Here is a 17,584-nt window from a genome sequence, read left to right as displayed (position 1 = left end):
GGTGTAGTATATGGACGAGTCTGTAACACGGAAAATTCATATGCCTGACCAGATTCGGTTGGAGCGATGCAGGCAGAACCCGGCAAAGGGACCTGCCATTCTTTTCTTCAGCGGTGGGTCTGCGTTGCGGGAAACCTCTCGGCAGCTTATTCATTATACGCATAACTCCATTCATCTGATTACCCCTTTTGATTCAGGGGGGAGTTCGGCAGTCCTGAGGCGTGCTTTTTCCATGCCCGCGGTCGGGGATATCCGGAATCGTCTCATGGCCCTGGCTGATCAATCCGTGCATGGTAATAATGGCGTATACGCGCTGTTCACGCACAGGCTTTCCAAGCGCTCGTCACAAAAAGAGCTGCGCAGAGAGCTGGAGCGTATGGAGAATGGCAGTCACTTTTTGATTCATGTCATTCCCGGCATCATGAATGATATCGTTCGTCAATACATGACGGCGTTCATGCGTTACATGCCTGATGATTTCAATCTGGCAGGGGCGAGCGTGGGCAATCTCATCCTCACCGCAGGCTATCTGGCGAGTGACAGGGAGATGGAGCAGGTCATCGAGACCTTCTCCGAGTTGGCCCGTGTGCGTGGAAAGGTGTTTCCTGTTGTTGATCTGGATCTGCATCTGGCTGCCCGGCTGGGGGATGGTTCTATCGTCGTTGGACAACATCTGATGACCGGCAAGGAAGCCGCGCCGTTGTCTTCGCCCATAAAACAGCTGTGGCTGACGCGCTCACTTGACGTTGAGGCTCCTGTTCATCATCCCATACAAAAAGGAAGCCGTGATCGTATCGCAGCAGCTGATCTGATCTGTTATCCTCCCGGCAGCTTCTATTCCAGTGTCGTGGCCAATCTGCTGCCGGAAGGTGTGGGGCAGGCCATAGCGGAGAATCCCTGTTTCAAGGTCTTTGTACCAAGCACGGGGCACGATCCGGAAGCAGAAGGCTTGAGCGTCGCTGACAGGACCGTGATATTGCTGGAGCACTTACGGGCAAGCGGTGCCCCGGAAGGCGGTCGGGTGCTTGATGGTGTGCTTCTGGATCTGGAAAAAGGCGAATATGATGGCGGTGTTGATGTCGACAAACTCCGTGAGCTCGGGCTTGAAGTGTTGGACAGCCGACTTGTTTCAGAAGACAGTGCTCCTGATCTGGATGGTCATCTCCTGACAAAAGTGCTGGTCTCTTTAGCGCGATGAGTCCCGTCTGGCGTCACTTCCCGTCGGAATGGATTTGATGGTTGAGGGGTGTTTCTTCCCGAACGCTTTCCTGTTAGTATGCTCCTGTGAAGAAAATTGAAAATTACTCTCAGCTGACACGGTATATGGATGAGCTTGGTCTGTTTCATATGGACCTGAGCCTGACTCGAATGGAGCAGTTCTGGGCCGCACGCGGGCCGGTGAAGATTCCGATTATTCATGTTGTCGGCACCAACGGTAAAGGTTCCACTTCGGCCTTTTTAGGGTCGATCGGGCGTGCACACGGTCTCAAAGTGGGCATGTTCACCTCTCCCCATTTTCTTTCGTCCCGAGAACGTGTTCAGGTGAACCGGAGACAGTTCTCCCGCGAAGCCTGGGTCGATCTGGCCAATGAGGTTCTCTCCTCGCCAGGCGGTGACGCGCTTACCTATTTTGAATTTCAAACATGTCTGGCCATGGTCGCATTCCAACAGGAGAATGTGGACTTGGCCATCATGGAAGCGGGGCTTGGCGGTGCGTATGACGCCACCAATGTCTTTAAGCCCGGCCTGACCCTGTATACCCCTATCGGAATGGACCATGAGAAAATTCTTGGTCCGACATTGATGGACATCGCTCGCGACAAGGCCGGTGCCATGCATACTGGCGGCTTTGCCTTGACCGGTCCTCAGGAGGGCGAGGTGATGGTGCTGTTGGAAGACTGCGCCAAAAGCGCTGGTGCCCGACTGGTCTATGCTGTGGATGTGGCTGAACCTGTGCGACAAGTGAATCTTGGTCTCAGGGGCATGCATCAGAGTATGAACGCGCATCTTGCCTTGGCCGGGTGGCGTTGGTTCGCTGCCGATCAGGAAATTCCGAGCGAATCGGCAAAGGAGAGGTTCGGTCTGGAGACAGCCTTTGTGCCCGGGCGGTATCAGTCCGTGACCATCAATGGTCAGGACATTCTTTTGGATGGCGCACATAATAAACACGCCCTGATTGCTCTCAAGGCCGCCCTTGATGCCGATGATCTCAAGCCGGGATGTGTGATTTTTGCCTGTCTTGCTGACAAGGATGTTGACTCCATGCTGCCCTTGGTCAGGAATTTGACCAGTGGCCCCATTATCGTTCCGGGTATGGAAAGCGAGCGTGCTCGTGATGCGGCTGAATTGGCCGACCTGCTTGGTGGGCGCGTTTCGGTGTCGAAAGACATGGAGTCGGCATTAATCCAGTGTGCGAACTGTGACGGTACGACACTCGTTTGTGGGTCCTTGTATTTGCTGGCGGAGTTCTATACCCTGCATCCACACTTTCTTACAGTCTAACACTGGAATTAGCATGAGCCAATTATTCAGGCATTTGCCGTCCATGGATCAGGTTTTGGCCGGACTGTGCGCTGTTACGGAGTTCAAGAGTCTGCCCCGTCCTCTGGTCAAGGATCTTGTCAACGAGTTCCTTGATGTCTGTCGCGAGGAGATTCGCGGCGAGGTCCTTACTGCAGTCGAACAGTTGTCGCTGGATGCGCTTTTGCCGCGATTGAAAGCGTATGTTCGGGCCAAAGCCCGTCCGCACTTCAGGCGGGTCCTCAACGGCACAGGTGTTGTCATTCATACCAATCTCGGGCGTTCCCTGCTGGCGAAACCGGCCATTCAGGCTGTGGCCGAGGCGTGCGGCCATTATTCCAATTGTGAATTTGATCTGTCTACAGGCCAGCGTGGGAGCCGGTATTCTCATGTTGAGAAAATTCTGTGTGACATTACCGGTGCCGAAGCTGCGTTGGTGGTCAACAACAATGCCGCTGCCGTGTTCATCATGCTGGAGACGCTCGCCAAGGGAAGGGAAGTGATCGTATCTCGCGGTCAGCTGGTGGAGATCGGCGGATCATTCCGCATACCCGATGTCATGACCAAGTCCGGCGCGGTCCTGCATGAAGTGGGGGCCACCAATCGGGCGCATGTTCATGACTACGAGAACGCGATCAATGATGAAACGGGTGCGCTCATGCGGGTGCATACCTCGAATTTCCGTGTGGTGGGATTTACCAAGGAAGTGAGCCAGCCTGAAATGCGCGCACTGGGCGACAAATACAATCTACCGGTCATTGAGGATCTGGGCAGTGGGACGCTGTACTCTCTGGAGGGAGCGGGGTTGCTGGGTGAACCCACGGTGCAGCAGACCGTTGCCCAGGGAGCGGACGTGGTCTCCTTTTCCGGTGACAAGGTGCTCGGTGGACCGCAGGCAGGCATCATTGTCGGCCGTAAACGATATATCGACCGTATCAAGAAAAATCCGATCAACCGCGCCATGCGTATCGACAAGATGACGCTGGCCGCTTTGGAAGCGACGTTGCGTCTGTATCTCGATATGGAAGAGGCGCGGCGGACGGTCCCGACACTGAAGATGATCACCGCCTCACAGGACGCGCTCAAGAGCAAGGCGCGCAGATTGGTGGACGCCATTCGCGACCAACTGGGCGATAGGGCTACGGTGAGCATGAAGAAAGGCATGTCCCGCGTGGGCGGTGGCGCGTTCCCTGAGTACGATTTGCCTGGGACCATGGTGACCGTGGGTGTACAGAATATTTCGGTGGGCGATCTGAAGAATGCGCTGCTGGATACGGACCCGCCGCTGGTGGCTCGTATCGAGGACGACTTGTTTCTTCTTGATCCCCGCACATTGACCGCTTCAGAACTCAAGCTCGCTGCTTCTGCCCTCCGGCAGGCGGTAGACAGATTGACCTCATAAAGGAGAGTTTCATGAGCAAGAAATTGCAGCTCGAATATGAACCCAAGTCCGCATGGGAAGTGTATGCTTCCAAGAAGGACAGAAAGGCCATGGACGCCATGGCAGACGCATATGTCTCTTTCCTGAGTCAGTGCAAGACCGAACGACTGGTCATGGATTATGTCCGTGACAAGGTCGAGAAGGCCGGCTTTGTGGATGACCTCAAGGCACCACTGGCATATCGCTTCAACCGCAACAAGACCTGCTTTCTGGCACGCAAAGGCAAACGTCCGCTGAGTGAAGGCTTTCGACTCATCGGGGCGCACGCCGATTGTCCTCGTTTGGATCTCAAACAGCGCCCGCTTTACGAAGACACGGATATTGCCCTTGGCAAAACGCATTACTACGGTGGTATCCGCAAGTATCAGTGGCTGACCATTCCGCTGGCCCTGCATGGCACTGTGGTCAAGAAATCCGGCGAAGAGATTACTGTCTGCATCGGTGAGAATCCCAAGGACCCTGTCTTTACCATCACTGATCTGCTGCCGCATCTGGCGTACAAGGAAGTGGTCAAAAAAGTTGAGGATGCCTTTGAGGCAGAGAAATTGAATTTGGTCCTCGGCCAGTCTCCAGTGGCATTGGGCAAGAAAGATGACGAGAAATTCAAGGAGCCGGTCAAGCGCAAGGTCTTGGAAATACTGCATAAGCGGTACGGCATTGATGAATCCGATTTCTTCAGCGCAGAGATGCAGGCTGTTCCGGCCGGTCCTGCCCGGTATGTCGGATTTGATGAATCCATCATTGGCGGTTATGGGCAGGACGATCGCTCCAGCGTGTTTTGCGGGCTGGAAGCATTCTTGGCTGAAAAGGAACCGGAATATGCGCAGATCGTGCTGTTCTGGGACAAGGAAGAAATCGGCTCAGACGGTGCCACGGGCGCGAAATCCTATTTCTTTGAGTATTGCATGGAAGAAATGGCCGAGGCCTGGGAACCCGGCGCACGGCTGTCTTCCATCTTCATGAACGGTTCGGTGCTGTCTGCCGACGTGTCCGCGGCCATGGACCCGGATCACAAGGATGTGTACGAACCGCTCAACGCCGCACGGCTGGGCTATGGTCCGTGTTTCAACAAATTCACCGGCCATCGCGGCAAGGTGGGGGCCAACGATGCTCACCCCGATTACATAGGGTGGCTGCGGCGTATCCTTGATGACGCCGGTATCCCGTGGCACATGTCGGAGCTGGGCAAGGTCGATATTGGCGGTGGCGGCACCGTGGCCAAATTCCTGGCCGTCTATGGCATGGATGTCATTGACGTTGGTGTGCCGGTGCTTTCCATGCATTCGCCGTTCGAGCTGTCGAGCAAGGCCGATATCTATGCCTGCACCCTGGCGTTCAGGGAATTCCTGAAGCGATAGAGAACACATCAGTATGTAAAAAAGGCCGGAAGGAGTATCCCTTCCGGCCTTTTTCGTTATTCAGGTCTTTGTCTAGTTTGCGTACAGGGCGGTGAGGCCTTCCTGAGTCAGGAGCTCTTCCTTGACCGGGAAGCCTGCTTCCTTGGCCTGTTGCATCCAGTGCAGGGCGGTGGGGATGTCCTTCTGGACGCCCAGACCGGCTGCATAGAGATTGCCGAGGTAATACATGCCAACATCGTTGCCGTTGACGGCAGACTCTTTGATCAGCTCTGCGCCTTTTGCGGGGTTGGCAGGGACGCCGTCACCGTAGATATTGAAAAGTCCCAGCATGAGCTGTGCATCGGAGTGCCCCTGAGCAGTGGCCTGTTCAAGCAATCCTGCTGCTCTGGACAGATCTTTTTCCGTTCCCTGGCCTTCAGCGTACATGACGGCCAGATGATATTGGGCGTTGGCGTTACCGTCCTGGGCCGCTTCTGTATATTTTGCCAAAGCGGTCTTGTAGTCGCTTTGCAGATAGGCCTTGTTGCCTTGACGTTCAGCCATCTGGCTCAATACGCAGCCGGTGGAAACAATGGCCACGATGGACAGGAGTACAGCGTATTTGATGAAACGTATTTTCATGTTTCTCGTCCTTGTGTTTTTGTTGAATTGGCGATTTCAGTCGAGTGACGGATTAGTGTCCGCCGCCGCCGCCGCCACCATCGCCTCCACCACCGCCAAGGGCAGAGTCTGTCGTGCCGCTGTTACGTTCGCTTTCAGCGGTCTTTTCTCCTATCTCCTGCAGGGTGAGTGTGTGCAGGGAGTTGTAATCCGGTCTTCCTTCAACGCCTGCAAGGCCTTCCTTTGTCCTGTCGATCTGACTCTGGAAAGCGGAAACCTTACGGTCAAGGTCTTCCGGTGATTCACCCACAGCGCCGGTTTCTCCATTGGAGGTGAGCGGCGTGTTCTTGACGAGTGTATTGATGGTGTCCTGCGAGGTCGGAGTCGGCGCAGATATTTCACCGGTCTTCGGGTCAACCGTAACGGAGTGTTTTTCATTGGTGATCGTCTGGTTGCCCACGCTCATTGTGTGTCCGGGGGTTAGCTGGGTGTTGCCGATTTCTTCCTTGTCGGGAGTGATGACGGCAAAGACCTGGGTGCCTCGTATGCCAATGGTGGTGGTGGGAGTATCAAGAGCAAACCCGTCAGGATTCTGCTGGACAATCTTGCCGGTCACATATCTGAAGGTGCCGACTCCCATTTTGAAAAGCATTTTACCCGCATTCGGGTCATCGTTGAAAACGTATTCGTCCATGGATGTGCGGGAACTTGGTCCCTGGGCAAAGACAGAGTCATCCTTCAGGACGATTTCCACGTTGCTTTTTTTGCCGGTGACGATGACATCACCGGGGATGACCTGTTTGTTCAGGTCCAGTGTGCGCTTCGTGCCGTCCGGCTGTTCGGCGATAACCGTCCCCATCATGTAGACGACTTCACCAATGGCGTTGGCGAATTCCTGTTCCGTTTTTTCCGCTGCCGCAAATGCTGCGAGTTGCATAAGGCAGACGAGCAATACAGCCATGAACATGGTCGTCGAAATTTTGCTCAAAACTCTCATAGATACATCCCCCTCCAGAATTTAATTGTACTTTATAGTCCTTAACATAATAGTGTTTTAGGTCAATGGTTTTAATCGGGCATGAAGCGCTTTTGCGGTGTCTCAAAGCGGTCTTTGGCGGAAAGGTTTTTAGGTGGTCAAACCGGGATGGAGTGGTGTATTGTTGTGGTTAACCGCGTTTTTACATACCATGACTCACTCACCAGAATAAATAGGCAAATCATACTGCGAGGATATATACATCATGCCCGTTATCATGGGAACAGCCGGACATATCGATCACGGAAAAACCACACTCATCAAAGCGCTGACCGGTATTGATTGCGACCGCCTTTCCGAAGAGAAAAAACGTGGTATTACCATTGAACTCGGCTTTGCTTTTCTTGACCTTGGCGAGGGCAACCGACTTGGCATCGTGGATGTTCCCGGTCACGAGAAATTCGTCAAGAACATGGTGGCCGGCGCAGCTGGTGTCGACTTTGTCACGTTGGTTATAGCCGCTGACGAAGGGATCATGCCGCAAACCCGTGAGCATCTGGAGATTTGTCAATTGCTCGGCGTGACCACCGGGGTGGTGGCGTTGACCAAGACCGATATGGTGGATGAGGAATGGCTGGAGATGGTACAGGAGGAAGTGACCGCCTACCTTGAACCGACCTTCCTGAGTGACGCGCCGATCATCCCTGTTTCGGCCCACACCGGTGACGGACTCGACGCGCTCAAGGATGCGCTCCGCGGCCTTTTGGCCGAGTTCAAACCCAAACGGCGGTCCGACCTCTTCCGGCTGCCTGTTGACCGCGTATTCACCATGAAAGGGCATGGCACTGTGGTGACCGGGACAATGATCTCCGGTTCCATTTCCGTGGGGGACGATGTGGTCCTCTATCCGGGCGGGGTGAATTCCAAGGTGCGCGGACTGCAGTCCCATGGGGAGACCGTTGAGACTGCGCAGGCAGGGCGGAGGACCGCTATCAACCTGCATGGGCTTGAAGTGGACGACATCAAACGGGGCGACGTGGTGGCCCGACCTGATTTGCTTTTTCCCTCAAGGGTCTGGGATATCGAACTCACGGTACTCAAATCATCGCATCTGCCGCTCAAGCATCGGCGTGAAATCCATTTTCATCATGGTGCGCGTGTTGTTCTGGCGCGTATGTATCTTTTGGATCGAGACGAGCTCAAGCCTGGGGAAACCGCTGTATGTCAGGCCCGGTTTGCCGAGCCTCTGGCCGGAGTGTATGGAGATCGTATTATTCTGCGTTCCTTTTCTCCTCTGCGGGCTTTTGCCGGTGGACGGATACTTTGCCCCATCGGACATGAAGTGAAGCGGTTCTCCGACACTGTGGAGCAGGTCAAACTGCTGGCAGACGACACCCCGGAAGCCGTGGCCGCCGCTCAGTTGGAGTTGGCCGGTAAGAACGGGTTGACCTTTGCCCAGTTGCTGACCATGACCAATCTGGAGTCCAAGGGATTGGAGAAGACCCTCGGTTTGCTCGGTGGGCAGCAGAAAGCTGTACTGTTTGACAAGGAAGAACGTCGGTATGCGGGTGGCGAGCTGGTACAGAGATTGTCTGATGACCTCCTGGAATACCTGGCTGCGTTCCACAAAAAGGATTCCATGAAGCCGGGAGTGCAGCGCGGTGAAATGGCGTCTTCGTGGGGGCGCGAGCTGCCCGTCAAACTGTTTCATTTTGTTGTGGAACGGTTGATCAAGAAGGGTGACATCGTGGCTGATCAGGAGATGGTCAAACTCAAAGGACACAAGGTGTCCCTTGCTTCGGATCAGACCAAGGTGCGTGACGCCATCCTCACGGCATATGTCGCGGGCGGCAGTACGCCACCCAATCTGAAAAATGTGCTCGAACCGCTGGGCATGGATTTCAAACAGGCGTCCGGGGTGCTCAAGCTGCTGCAGGATCAGGGCGAAATCAAACGGATCAAGGACGATCTCTATTATCACACCACAGTCCTGGCCGAGCTTCAGGCAAAAGTTGTTGCGTTCTTTGCCGACAATCAGGAAATGTCGGCTCCGAATTTCAAGGAATTGACCGGACTTTCACGCAAATATCTCATTCCCATACTGGAGTACTTCGACAAGGAGAAACTCACGGTCCGGGTGGGAGACGTCCGTCACCTGCGCAAACGGTCTTGACACAGGTTCACACTCCCTTTAGGCCAAACATATGGATACACGTCTGCATACTTTACTGGTGGTTGTGGTGGCCCTGTGCATGCTTGCCGGTTGTGCCGGGAAGACCTCGTCGGGTGCGAGTCAGGACAATGCGTCCGCACAGGCAATTGTAGATCAGGCTACCCGGCTCGTTGAAAAATCCCTGGAGAATGATCCTGATGGTGTTCTGCGGGACCTGCTTGATCGCGCTCAAGGTGTCTTGATCCTCCCGGACGTGGGGGACGTGAGCCTGATCCTTTCCATTGGCGGAGGCAACGCGCTTCTCCTGTCCAAGACTGCGGAGGGGTGGAACGGTCCGGCTTTCATGGTCAAAAGTACTGTCGGTCTCGGTGTGCAGGCTGGCGCGACAAAAACCACCGGCATCCTGCTGTATATGCACGAAGCGGATGTCCGCTACCTCATGCGCACGGGGGCTACCCTTCAGGGACAGGCACGAGTGGTTTTTCTTTCCACCGATTACGAGGGGAACCAGAGTCCCGAATTTTACGAAGCCGGCGAAGTCTACTTTGTGGGCGAACGCTCCGGGCTGTATGCGGGGATGGCTGTCGACAGCGGCGGATATTCCAACAGAACCGGCCTCAATGAAGCCTTCACCGGAGTGGTCGGAGGTGGACCGCGAGCCATTCTCTATGATGACCACGTCCAACCCGAAGGTGCGGCGAAGCTGCGCGCGTTGTTAAACGGGCAGGCTGAGTAGGATGATTTTTCACTTAGGCAAAAGAAAAGGACGGAATCGAAATTCCGTCCTGTTACGTTCACTTGGGGTGAGTGATGGGATTTGAACCCACGGCCACTTGGGCCACAACCAAGTGCTCTACCAACTGAGCTACACCCACCGCGTGAGGGGCATTGTTTAGCTAAGCTTTCTCGTCCGGTCAAGCAAAAGAATCAAAAAAAAGGTAACACATGGATAAACTTATCATTGAAGGTGGCGTTCCGCTGCAGGGAAGTATTCAGGTTTCAGGAGCCAAAAACGCGGCTCTGCCTATCCTCATGGCCTGTTTGCTGGCCGAGGGGCAGGTGAATTTGAGTAATGTTCCTCGTTTGGCGGATATTCGCACTTCTCTGAAACTTCTGAATATACTGGGTTGTGAAACGTCTTTTGAAGGAAACGAGGTAACCAGCCTGTGCACAGGCCTCAAGCCCGAGGCTCCCTATGATCTGGTCAAGACCATGCGCGCGTCCGTGCTCTGTCTTGGGCCGCTTCTGGCCCGTCTCGGTGAGGCCAAGGTTGCCTTGCCCGGTGGATGCGCCATCGGCGCTCGTCCTGTTGATCTTCATCTGCGCGGATTCGAGCGTATGGGGGCCACGTTCGAGATAACCGAAGGGTATATTGAAGGATCGTGCAAGGGCGGCCTCAAAGGTGCGCATATTTCTTTGGATTTCCCCACGGTGGGCGGTACCGAGAACATCCTCATGGCCGCCTGTCTGGCCGAGGGCCAATCGACCATCGAGAATGCGGCCCGTGAACCTGAAGTGGTTGATCTGGCCAATTTCCTCAATGCCTGCGGCGCCAAGATCACAGGTCAAGGCACCAGCATTATTACGGTGCAGGGCGTTTCTTCCCTGTCCGGGGGGGAGTACCGTGTCATGCCAGACCGCATCGAAGCCGGGACATACATGGTGGCAGCGGCCATCACCGGCGGCGAACTGGAAGTGCTCGACTGTCCGTTCAGTGATCTGGATGCGGTCAGCTACAAATTGCGCGAAATGGGTGTCTGGATGCAGGAGGAAGACGGGTATGTCCTGGTTCGCCGGGCCAACGGGCTGCTTAAGAATGTGGATGTGACCACATTGCCCCACCCCGGTTTCCCTACGGACATGCAGGCTCAGCTCATGGCGTTGATGTGCCTTGGACAGGGGACAGGCATTATCGAGGAAAAGATCTTTGAAAACCGGTTCATGCATGTGTTGGAATTGGTACGGCTTGGCGCGGATATCCGTTTGAAAGGCCGTACGGCAATGGTTCACGGCGTGGATCAATTCAGGGGAGCGCCGGTCATGGCGTCGGACCTGCGCGCCAGTGCTTCACTGGTTCTGGCCGGTCTGGCCGCGTCCGGAACCACCACCATCGAACGCATCTATCATCTGGATCGTGGCTACGATAATATCGAGGCCAAGCTTTCCGGTGTGGGAGCGCGTATAAAACGGGTCAGTGTCTAATCTCTGACAATCATGTCTGTTCAGCGGTCGGTATCTTCGTGATATCGGCCGTTTTTTGTTGACCTCTGGATTACTCCTGCGGTTCCTGCTAATTGGACAGACGTGAAAGATACCTGTTGGACCCACTCCCCGAGTACTCCCGGACTCCTGCCCTGGCAGAGCTATACTTTAGCCTTTGTCATCGGTCTGTTGGGTGTCCGTTTTGCCATTCCGGCTCTGGTCGGTCTGGTTGGCCTGTGTCTGGCGGAGAGGACGTTGCGTGAGCGTGCGTGCCGATTGCCCGTGCTCGCGCTCATTTGTTGTGTGGCATTTGGTTTTGGGTATGCGTCTCAACGGACACCGGAACTGTCTGCGGATGCTCCGTCATGGGTTGCACAGCGCACTCCCGCTGTGGCGCATGGCGTGGTCGATCGTGTCGAGCCCCTCCCCGACAACCGGCTGCGGCTGGTGCTTAGCGATGTCCGGTGTGAGGTCGACGGTGTAAAAACCGTGTTGCCCGGCAAGATGATGTGGTCCCAACGATTTCCGAAGTACAGACCTGCTCCCGGTCAGACTATCACGGCCAGACTTCGCGTTGTGCCAGTACACGGTTTCGGTAACCCCGGGAGCTGGGATTATGGCTGGTATTGGCAGCGGCAGGGTGTTTTTTGGAGGGCGTGGCCGGTCGGCAAGGCGCAACCGCAATGGGGGACGCGCCCTGAAAAGGCGTTGTGGGAGTTGAAGTCCGGCCTGCGACAGAAGGTGGCTGCAATGGTCTCTGATACGCAGGGTGGGGCCATGGTCCTGGCGTTGGTCACAGGAGACCGGTCCCGGCTGACATCGGAAACCATGGACGCTACCAGGCATGCCGGATTGGCGCATACCCTGGCCTTGTCCGGTTTGCATGTGGGGTTTGTGGCGGCCATGGGCGTTGCTTTTGCCTTTGTGCTGGGCTGGTTGTATCCCCCTTTGCTGTTGCGCGTGCCGAGGCCCAAGCTGGCGGTACTGCTGGCCGCACCGCTTGTGCTTGGGTATACGTGGCTGGGGCAGCCGTCCGCCTCGCTCATACGCGCGGCCACCATGTATTGCTTTTGGGGATATCTGGTCTTGAACGGGCGTGGAAGAGTGTTGATGGACGGGCTGTTCTTTGCGCTTCTTGTCATTCTTTTCGTGTCTCCACTGTCCGTATTTGATCTCAGTTTGCAGATGTCGGCGGTGGCTGTGGCGGGTATTGGCGTGCTTTTCCCATATGTTCGCTTCCTGTTTACTCCAAGTGGTTCAGCTCTGCGTCGTTTTCTTTGGTGGGCCGGTGGACTGCTCTCTGTCAGTGTGTGCGCCAATATCGCCCTCCTGCCATTGATTTCCTGGTATTTCGGGACACTGAGTCCCAATATCGTACTCAATCTGTTGTGGTTGCCGGTATTGGGGTTTGTTGTCATGCCTCTTGGTCTGGCCGGGATGCTGTTGTCTTCCTTTGCGTGGACGCTCCCCCTTGCGTCGGTACTGTTCAAGTGGGCCAGTACGGTCATGGACTGGTTGCTGTCCCTGTTGCATGGCTTTGCCGCAACCGGCATGACCCCTGTTTTTGCTGTGCTCAGGCCCCTGTGGCCGGAAATGCTCGGCTTTGGTTTGTTGCTGGTCGCATTGCTTGTGGCGTTGGGCAGAAAGCGCACCGCGTCCATGGGCGTGGCCGCGTTGGGGTTTGTTCTATTGGTCGGACCACATCTATTTGTCATGGTCGATGATAGCCGGGATGAAGTCCGTCTGACCATGCTGGATGTCGGCCTTGGGCAATCTCTGGTGGTTTCCACTCCGGGTGGGCGGCGGTGGCTGGTGGATGGCGGAGGCGGGTCAAAGACATTTGATCTAGGCGAGGCCGTTGTCGCCCCGAGTTTGACACAGGGGCGTGCTCCTCGGCTGGAAGGCGTGTTCATGACGCATCCGGATGTGGACCATAGCCATGGGTTGCCGTTCATCCTTGCGCGGTTTGATGTCGGTGCTCTGTATACCAACGGAATGCTTCCGCGCGGTCGAACAGGCAAGCGTATGCGTATAGCCTTGGATTCAAAGGGGATTGTGCCGGAATCGCTGGTGGCCGGAGAGCGTGTGCGGCTGGATGAGAGTACGGTCTTCTCAGTGGTTCATCCTCACTCGAATTTCAGCAGCAGGCATGCCAATGAACGTTCACTGGTCATGCGGCTTGTTCGGGACGGTCGAGGGTTGGCGCTCTTGCCGGGAGATGTGGAAAAGGAAGGGCTGAAGGCGATGCGCGCGTACCAGGGAAATTTGCGTTCCGAGGTGTTGATTTTGCCTCATCACGGCAGCAAATCCAGTTTTGATCCACGCTTGTATGACGCGGTTTCGCCACGGGTCGCGTTGGCCTCCAACGGGTATCTCAATCGCTACGGATTCCCGCATCAACAGGTCGTGGACGGAGTCGGCTCTCCACTGTTTATCACGTCAACGTCCGGTCAGATTGTCTGTGTGTGGAGGAGGGGAGAGGCGGTCCGTGTACGAACCGCTTTTTCCGAGTTGCAGCTTGCCACATCCTTTTTCCTGAGATAGGTTTACACGTAATTTGCGATTGGATTTTTCCATAAAAAGTCTCGCGTGTTGGCGGCGTGAGCCGAACCATGATGCGTAATCAGAATGTGAGACCAATGAAAGATATCAATACAAAGCTCATGAAGGCAGTTGAGCAAATGCCCGCTTTTCCAAAGAGCGTGCATCAGGTTTTGAAACTCGCAGGTGATATAAGTTGTTCGCAAAAGGATCTTGTTGAGGTTATCAAGAAAGATCCGGTGTTTACTTTGAAGATTCTGCGACTGGTGAACTCCGCCTATTTCGGTTTGTCGCGTGACATAACCTCCATCAATCACGCCTCGGTCTATCTTGGTTTGAACACGCTCAAAAACGTGGCCCTGGGGTTGGCCGCTGTCGGCGCTATTCCCAAATCGACCGCGGATCGTATGGATATGGGCGGGTTCTGGCTCCATTCTCTGGCCACGGCCACGACCACTCAAATGCTTGGTCTCAAGCTCGGTGTGTCCCGTGATGATTCAACGGATTATTTTGCGGCCGGACTGCTGCATGATATCGGCAAGATCGTGTTTGCCCTGTATATGCCGGATGAATATGAGGCCGCTTCGGCCATGGCGTCAAAACCCGGCGTGGCCCTGCATGAATGCGAGTTGGAAGTGCTCGGAGCCACCCATGCGGACATCGGAGCGCTACTGGCCGAGAAATGGAATCTCCCGATCAATCTGCATGACGCCATCGCCTACCATCATTCGGTGGGAGTCGGTCATTCTTCGCAGCTGCTGGACTGTCTGTTTTCCGCCAATCAGATTGTAAAAAAACTGTCCTTCGGTGTGGCCGGAGACTTTGAGATAGCTCCCTTGCCGCAGTCGGTGCAGGACCGTTTTTCCATGGACATTGATGGTATGATCGCCAGCCTTTCCTCACTGGATGAGGAGGTGGATCGTGCTCGGGTTTTCATCAAGCTCGGAGAGGCCGAGTAATGCGGTTTCAATTTCGTGGCACCCGAGGGTCTCTTGCCGCGCCTGGTCCTGATACTGTCAAATATGGCGGTAATACCACCTGTATCGAAATCCGGTCAGATAACGGTGACATCATTATTCTCGATGCCGGAACCGGCATCCGTTCACTGGGCGTGGAGCTGGCGCAACAAATGTCGGTCAAATGCCATCTTTTCGTCTCCCATACCCATTGGGATCACATACAGGGAGTCCCATTTTTTGTCCCCATGTTTGTCTCCGGCAATGAGCTGATCATTTACGGTCCACCAGATCCGCTGACCTTGAACGGCATAGAAACCGTGCTCGCCAAACAGATGGAATATCCTCATTTTCCCGTGGGTGTTGCCGAACTGCAGGCAGAGATATCCTATGAGACGCTGTCGGTTGGCCAGACCGTGGATCTGGGGTTTGCCAGGGTCTCGACGCTGCTCATGAACCATCCGGCCATGAATTTCGGGTTCAGGGTGGAGTGTGACGGGAAGACGCTTTTTTATACCGGAGATCACGAACCGTTCTCCAACATCTATTCACCTGGTGAGGAGAGCTACGCAGATTACGAGACCGTTGTTCGGGATCGCAGCAAGGAGATTGTCGATTTCATCCGGGGCGCGGATGTGTTGATAGCGGACGCGCAGTATACCGATGAAGAGTATGTGCAGAAGAAGGGGTGGGGGCACTCCACATTCAGTCAGACGTTGCAGTTGGCCAGAGAGGCCGAGGTGGGCATGACGTACCTGACGCATCACGACATCAGCCGGACCGATGATGAGGTTGATGCAATTTATGCGCGATTGCAGCAGGAGTGGCAGGATGCTGGTCCAGACTTTGAAATGGCTCGTGAGGGAGTGATGATTTTAGTTGGCTGAGGTGATGTGCTTGAAGTGAATATGATCTGAAAGAGTTGCAATTTGTTTTGTTAAATGAGATGTATTCACATTCGATCTGGGGGAGGATCATATCAGGAGAGGTGTGCATGAAAGCTCTTATCGTTGATGACGATTTTTATAGCAGGAATATGATTCATGAAATTCTTCGTCAAGTGGCCCGCTGTGATATAGCGGTTGACGGGGAAGAAGCGATTGAAGCCTTCAGGCGAGGGCTCGCTGATCATGAGCCATACGATCTGATTTGTCTGGATTTGTTGATGCCTGGCCTGGACGGGCAACAGGCGTTGCGTGAAATTCGCTCCCTTGAAAAGGAGCATGGAATTTCCCAGCCGGATGAGGCCAAGATCGTTGTCACAACCATGCTTGCCGATGAAAAGGAAACGCATGATGCGTTTTTTCTCGGTGGAGCTACATCCTATCTGGTCAAACCCATTGATGAAGATAAGCTCATGGATGAAATCAAGAGCCTGGGATTGGTCTAGATACAATTATTTCGCTATGTTAAATGAAAAGCCGGGTGCCGTGCATGAAAAACGGCGTCCGGTTTTCTCTTTTTGTTGCTGATTTGAAGTCCTCGGCGTTTTCTAATACATTGATACTCTTTGGTTGTTATTTTTTCTTCCGCCACGAGCGGAGCATATATATACAGGACACACATTAATGAGCCAGATACTTGGTGTTAAATTCAACGATTACGGACAAGTGTACTACTTCGTTTCCGGGCCATTCGTCGTGCGCGAGGGGCAGAGCGTCATAGTCAAGACCGATCAGGGCATGGGGCTTGGCAAGGTGATTCTTATCCGCCAGGCGCCCAAGGAAGAAGACGAAGTGGACGGCGAGGGCTACAAACCCATCTACAGGTTGGCGAATGAAAAGGACCTGGAGTCCGTGGCCGAGAGCGAGGCGCTCTCCAAGGACGCGTTCAAGTATTGCCGCAAGTGCATATCCACGCACAAGCTCGGGATGAAGCTGGTGGATGTGGAAGTGTTCTTTGACCGCTCCAAGATGGTTTTTTATTTTACGGCGCCCGGACGAATTGATTTTCGTGAATTGATCAAGGATCTTGTGCGGGAATACCGTACACGCATCGAGCTTCGTCAGATAGGGGTGCGCCATGAGACCCAGATGCTCGGTGCCATCGGTAACTGTGGGCAAATATGTTGCTGTCGCCGGTTCATGCGTAAATTCGTTCCTGTCACGATCAAAATGGCCAAGGAACAGAATCTTTTTCTTAATCCAACCAAGATTTCAGGTATTTGTGGCCGACTTCTGTGTTGCTTGAGCTTTGAGCAAAAGGGATATGAGGAGTTTCATCGCATGTGTCCCAAGGTCGGGAAAAAGTATACGACTTCCTTGGGTTCGGTGAAAGTGCTCCGTACGAATTTCTTCAAGAAATCCTTGTCGTTGCTTACTGAGAAGTACGAAGAACGAGAAGTTTCCATTGACGAATGGGAGGAAATAGTTAACAAGCCGCCCAGCGAAGAGGTCATGGCGGAAGCCAAGATCAGGAGTGGCCGTGGCCGTCGGGATGGGAAACGTTCTGACAAACCCAAGGACACAAGACAAAGCGAAGAGAAAGTCTCTTCCCCGTCACAATCGCAGTCCGATTCCCCTAAGCGGGCCGGTAAACCCGAACGCTCCGACAAGCGCGGTGGCGATAAGCCCGAGCGCAGGGGACGTCCCAAGAAAGAGCGTTCCGGCAAATCGGATCGATCAAAAACAAATGATAAACCTCAAAGGAAGGAGCGTCCCGCCAAGGGGGGACGTCCCGGCCAATCGCCCTCCCCGGAGGAGCAGGAGCGCAAGGCGACTGGCGCTTCCGCGGACACTGGCGAGGAAAAAACCAAACGAGGGCGCAGGCCCAGAAGGCGCAGACGCAGGCCTTCCAAGAAATAGCTGTTCGACAGAC

At 54.5% G+C, this 17,584-nt stretch carries 14 protein-coding genes and 1 tRNA gene; 12 read left to right on the top strand and 3 right to left on the bottom strand.

Annotation, left to right across the window (positions count from 1 at the left end; genetic code table 11):
- Nucleotides 1-40: 40 nt before the first annotated feature.
- The 4 genes from SRBAKS_RS05075 to SRBAKS_RS05060 all read left to right on the top strand — a co-directional run bounded on the left by SRBAKS_RS05075 (nt 41) and on the right by SRBAKS_RS05060 (nt 5,319).
- Nucleotides 41-1,198 (top strand): GAK system CofD-like protein, encoded by a 1,158-nt coding sequence (locus SRBAKS_RS05075; protein ID WP_229594306.1) that lies wholly within the window; start codon nt 41-43, stop codon nt 1,196-1,198.
- Between the two features lie 86 nt (nt 1,199-1,284).
- Entirely contained in the window at nt 1,285-2,502 is a 1,218-nt protein-coding gene (locus tag SRBAKS_RS05070; protein WP_229594304.1) for a bifunctional folylpolyglutamate synthase/dihydrofolate synthase, read from the top strand.
- A gap of 13 nt (nt 2,503-2,515) precedes the next feature.
- Nucleotides 2,516-3,922 carry an L-seryl-tRNA(Sec) selenium transferase gene (selA, locus tag SRBAKS_RS05065; RefSeq protein WP_229594302.1) on the top strand — a complete coding sequence of 469 codons (1,407 nt, stop codon included), beginning with the start codon at nt 2,516-2,518 and terminating at the stop codon, nt 3,920-3,922.
- An 11-nt stretch (nt 3,923-3,933) separates the two neighbouring features.
- The gene (locus SRBAKS_RS05060; protein ID WP_229594300.1) at nt 3,934-5,319 is read left to right on the top strand and encodes an aminopeptidase; all 1,386 of its coding nucleotides are present in this window, start codon (nt 3,934-3,936) and stop codon (nt 5,317-5,319) included.
- A gap of 72 nt (nt 5,320-5,391) precedes the next feature.
- Here SRBAKS_RS05060 and SRBAKS_RS05055 read toward each other — a convergent pair whose 3' ends face one another.
- Nucleotides 5,392-5,940, bottom strand: a complete 549-nt coding sequence (locus tag SRBAKS_RS05055) for a tetratricopeptide repeat protein (protein WP_229594298.1) — start codon at nt 5,938-5,940, stop codon at nt 5,392-5,394.
- Between the two features lie 52 nt (nt 5,941-5,992).
- On the bottom strand, nt 5,993-6,907 hold the full coding sequence (locus SRBAKS_RS05050) for a FecR family protein (RefSeq protein WP_229594296.1): 915 nt from the start codon (nt 6,905-6,907) through the stop codon (nt 5,993-5,995).
- Nucleotides 6,908-7,160: 253 nt separating this feature from the next.
- On the opposite strand from SRBAKS_RS05050, the gene selB reads away from it, so the two are divergent.
- On the top strand, nt 7,161-9,068 hold the full coding sequence (gene selB / locus SRBAKS_RS05045; RefSeq protein WP_229594294.1) for a selenocysteine-specific translation elongation factor: 1,908 nt from the start codon (nt 7,161-7,163) through the stop codon (nt 9,066-9,068).
- Between the two features lie 31 nt (nt 9,069-9,099).
- Nucleotides 9,100-9,804, top strand: coding sequence for a lipid-binding SYLF domain-containing protein (locus tag SRBAKS_RS05040; protein ID WP_229594292.1), 705 nt, complete (start codon nt 9,100-9,102; stop codon nt 9,802-9,804).
- A gap of 63 nt (nt 9,805-9,867) precedes the next feature.
- Here SRBAKS_RS05040 and SRBAKS_RS05035 read toward each other — a convergent pair.
- Nucleotides 9,868-9,943 (bottom strand) — tRNA-His (locus tag SRBAKS_RS05035).
- A 70-nt stretch (nt 9,944-10,013) separates the two neighbouring features.
- On the opposite strand from SRBAKS_RS05035, the gene murA reads away from it, so the two are divergent.
- The 6 genes from murA to SRBAKS_RS05005 all read left to right on the top strand — a co-directional run bounded on the left by murA (nt 10,014) and on the right by SRBAKS_RS05005 (nt 17,571).
- Nucleotides 10,014-11,270: a UDP-N-acetylglucosamine 1-carboxyvinyltransferase gene (murA, locus tag SRBAKS_RS05030; protein WP_229594290.1), complete on the top strand. Its 1,257-nt coding sequence runs from the start codon at nt 10,014-10,016 to the stop codon at nt 11,268-11,270.
- A gap of 102 nt (nt 11,271-11,372) precedes the next feature.
- Complete coding sequence (locus SRBAKS_RS05025) at nt 11,373-13,814, top strand: DNA internalization-related competence protein ComEC/Rec2 (protein WP_229594288.1); 2,442 nt, start codon at nt 11,373-11,375, stop codon at nt 13,812-13,814.
- 95 nt (nt 13,815-13,909) lie between these two features.
- Nucleotides 13,910-14,770, top strand: a complete 861-nt coding sequence (locus SRBAKS_RS05020; RefSeq protein ID WP_229594286.1) for an HDOD domain-containing protein — start codon at nt 13,910-13,912, stop codon at nt 14,768-14,770.
- Nucleotides 14,770-15,654 (top strand): MBL fold metallo-hydrolase, encoded by an 885-nt coding sequence (locus tag SRBAKS_RS05015; RefSeq protein ID WP_229594284.1) that lies wholly within the window; start codon nt 14,770-14,772, stop codon nt 15,652-15,654. The genes SRBAKS_RS05020 and SRBAKS_RS05015 overlap by 1 nt, the downstream gene beginning before the upstream one ends.
- A gap of 107 nt (nt 15,655-15,761) precedes the next feature.
- Complete coding sequence (locus SRBAKS_RS05010) at nt 15,762-16,157, top strand: response regulator (RefSeq protein WP_229594282.1); 396 nt, start codon at nt 15,762-15,764, stop codon at nt 16,155-16,157.
- Nucleotides 16,158-16,335: 178 nt separating this feature from the next.
- Nucleotides 16,336-17,571: a PSP1 domain-containing protein gene (locus SRBAKS_RS05005; protein ID WP_229594280.1), complete on the top strand. Its 1,236-nt coding sequence runs from the start codon at nt 16,336-16,338 to the stop codon at nt 17,569-17,571.
- The last annotated feature ends 13 nt before the right edge of the window (nt 17,572-17,584 follow it).

Source organism: Pseudodesulfovibrio sediminis (assembly GCF_020886695.1).
Classification (GTDB): domain Bacteria; phylum Desulfobacterota; class Desulfovibrionia; order Desulfovibrionales; family Desulfovibrionaceae; genus Pseudodesulfovibrio; species Pseudodesulfovibrio sediminis.
This window is presented reverse-complemented; position numbering and strand designations above follow the sequence as displayed.

Excerpts from the sequence above, each read along its gene's own strand:
- murA (WP_229594290.1), top strand. The coding sequence starts at position 10,014 with ATGGATAAACTTATCATTGAAGGTGGCGTTCCGCTGCAGGGAAGTATT.
- selA (WP_229594302.1), top strand. The coding sequence starts at position 2,516 with ATGAGCCAATTATTCAGGCATTTGCCGTCCATGGATCAGGTTTTGGCC.
- SRBAKS_RS05060 (WP_229594300.1), top strand. The coding sequence starts at position 3,934 with ATGAGCAAGAAATTGCAGCTCGAATATGAACCCAAGTCCGCATGGGAA.
- SRBAKS_RS05020 (WP_229594286.1), top strand. The coding sequence starts at position 13,910 with ATGAAAGATATCAATACAAAGCTCATGAAGGCAGTTGAGCAAATGCCC.
- SRBAKS_RS05055 (WP_229594298.1), bottom strand. The coding sequence starts at position 5,940 with ATGAAAATACGTTTCATCAAATACGCTGTACTCCTGTCCATCGTGGCC.
- SRBAKS_RS05005 (WP_229594280.1), top strand. The coding sequence starts at position 16,336 with ATGAGCCAGATACTTGGTGTTAAATTCAACGATTACGGACAAGTGTAC.
- selB (WP_229594294.1), top strand. The coding sequence starts at position 7,161 with ATGCCCGTTATCATGGGAACAGCCGGACATATCGATCACGGAAAAACC.
- SRBAKS_RS05040 (WP_229594292.1), top strand. The coding sequence starts at position 9,100 with ATGGATACACGTCTGCATACTTTACTGGTGGTTGTGGTGGCCCTGTGC.
- SRBAKS_RS05015 (WP_229594284.1), top strand. The coding sequence starts at position 14,770 with ATGCGGTTTCAATTTCGTGGCACCCGAGGGTCTCTTGCCGCGCCTGGT.
- SRBAKS_RS05010 (WP_229594282.1), top strand. The coding sequence starts at position 15,762 with ATGAAAGCTCTTATCGTTGATGACGATTTTTATAGCAGGAATATGATT.
- SRBAKS_RS05075 (WP_229594306.1), top strand. The coding sequence starts at position 41 with ATGCCTGACCAGATTCGGTTGGAGCGATGCAGGCAGAACCCGGCAAAG.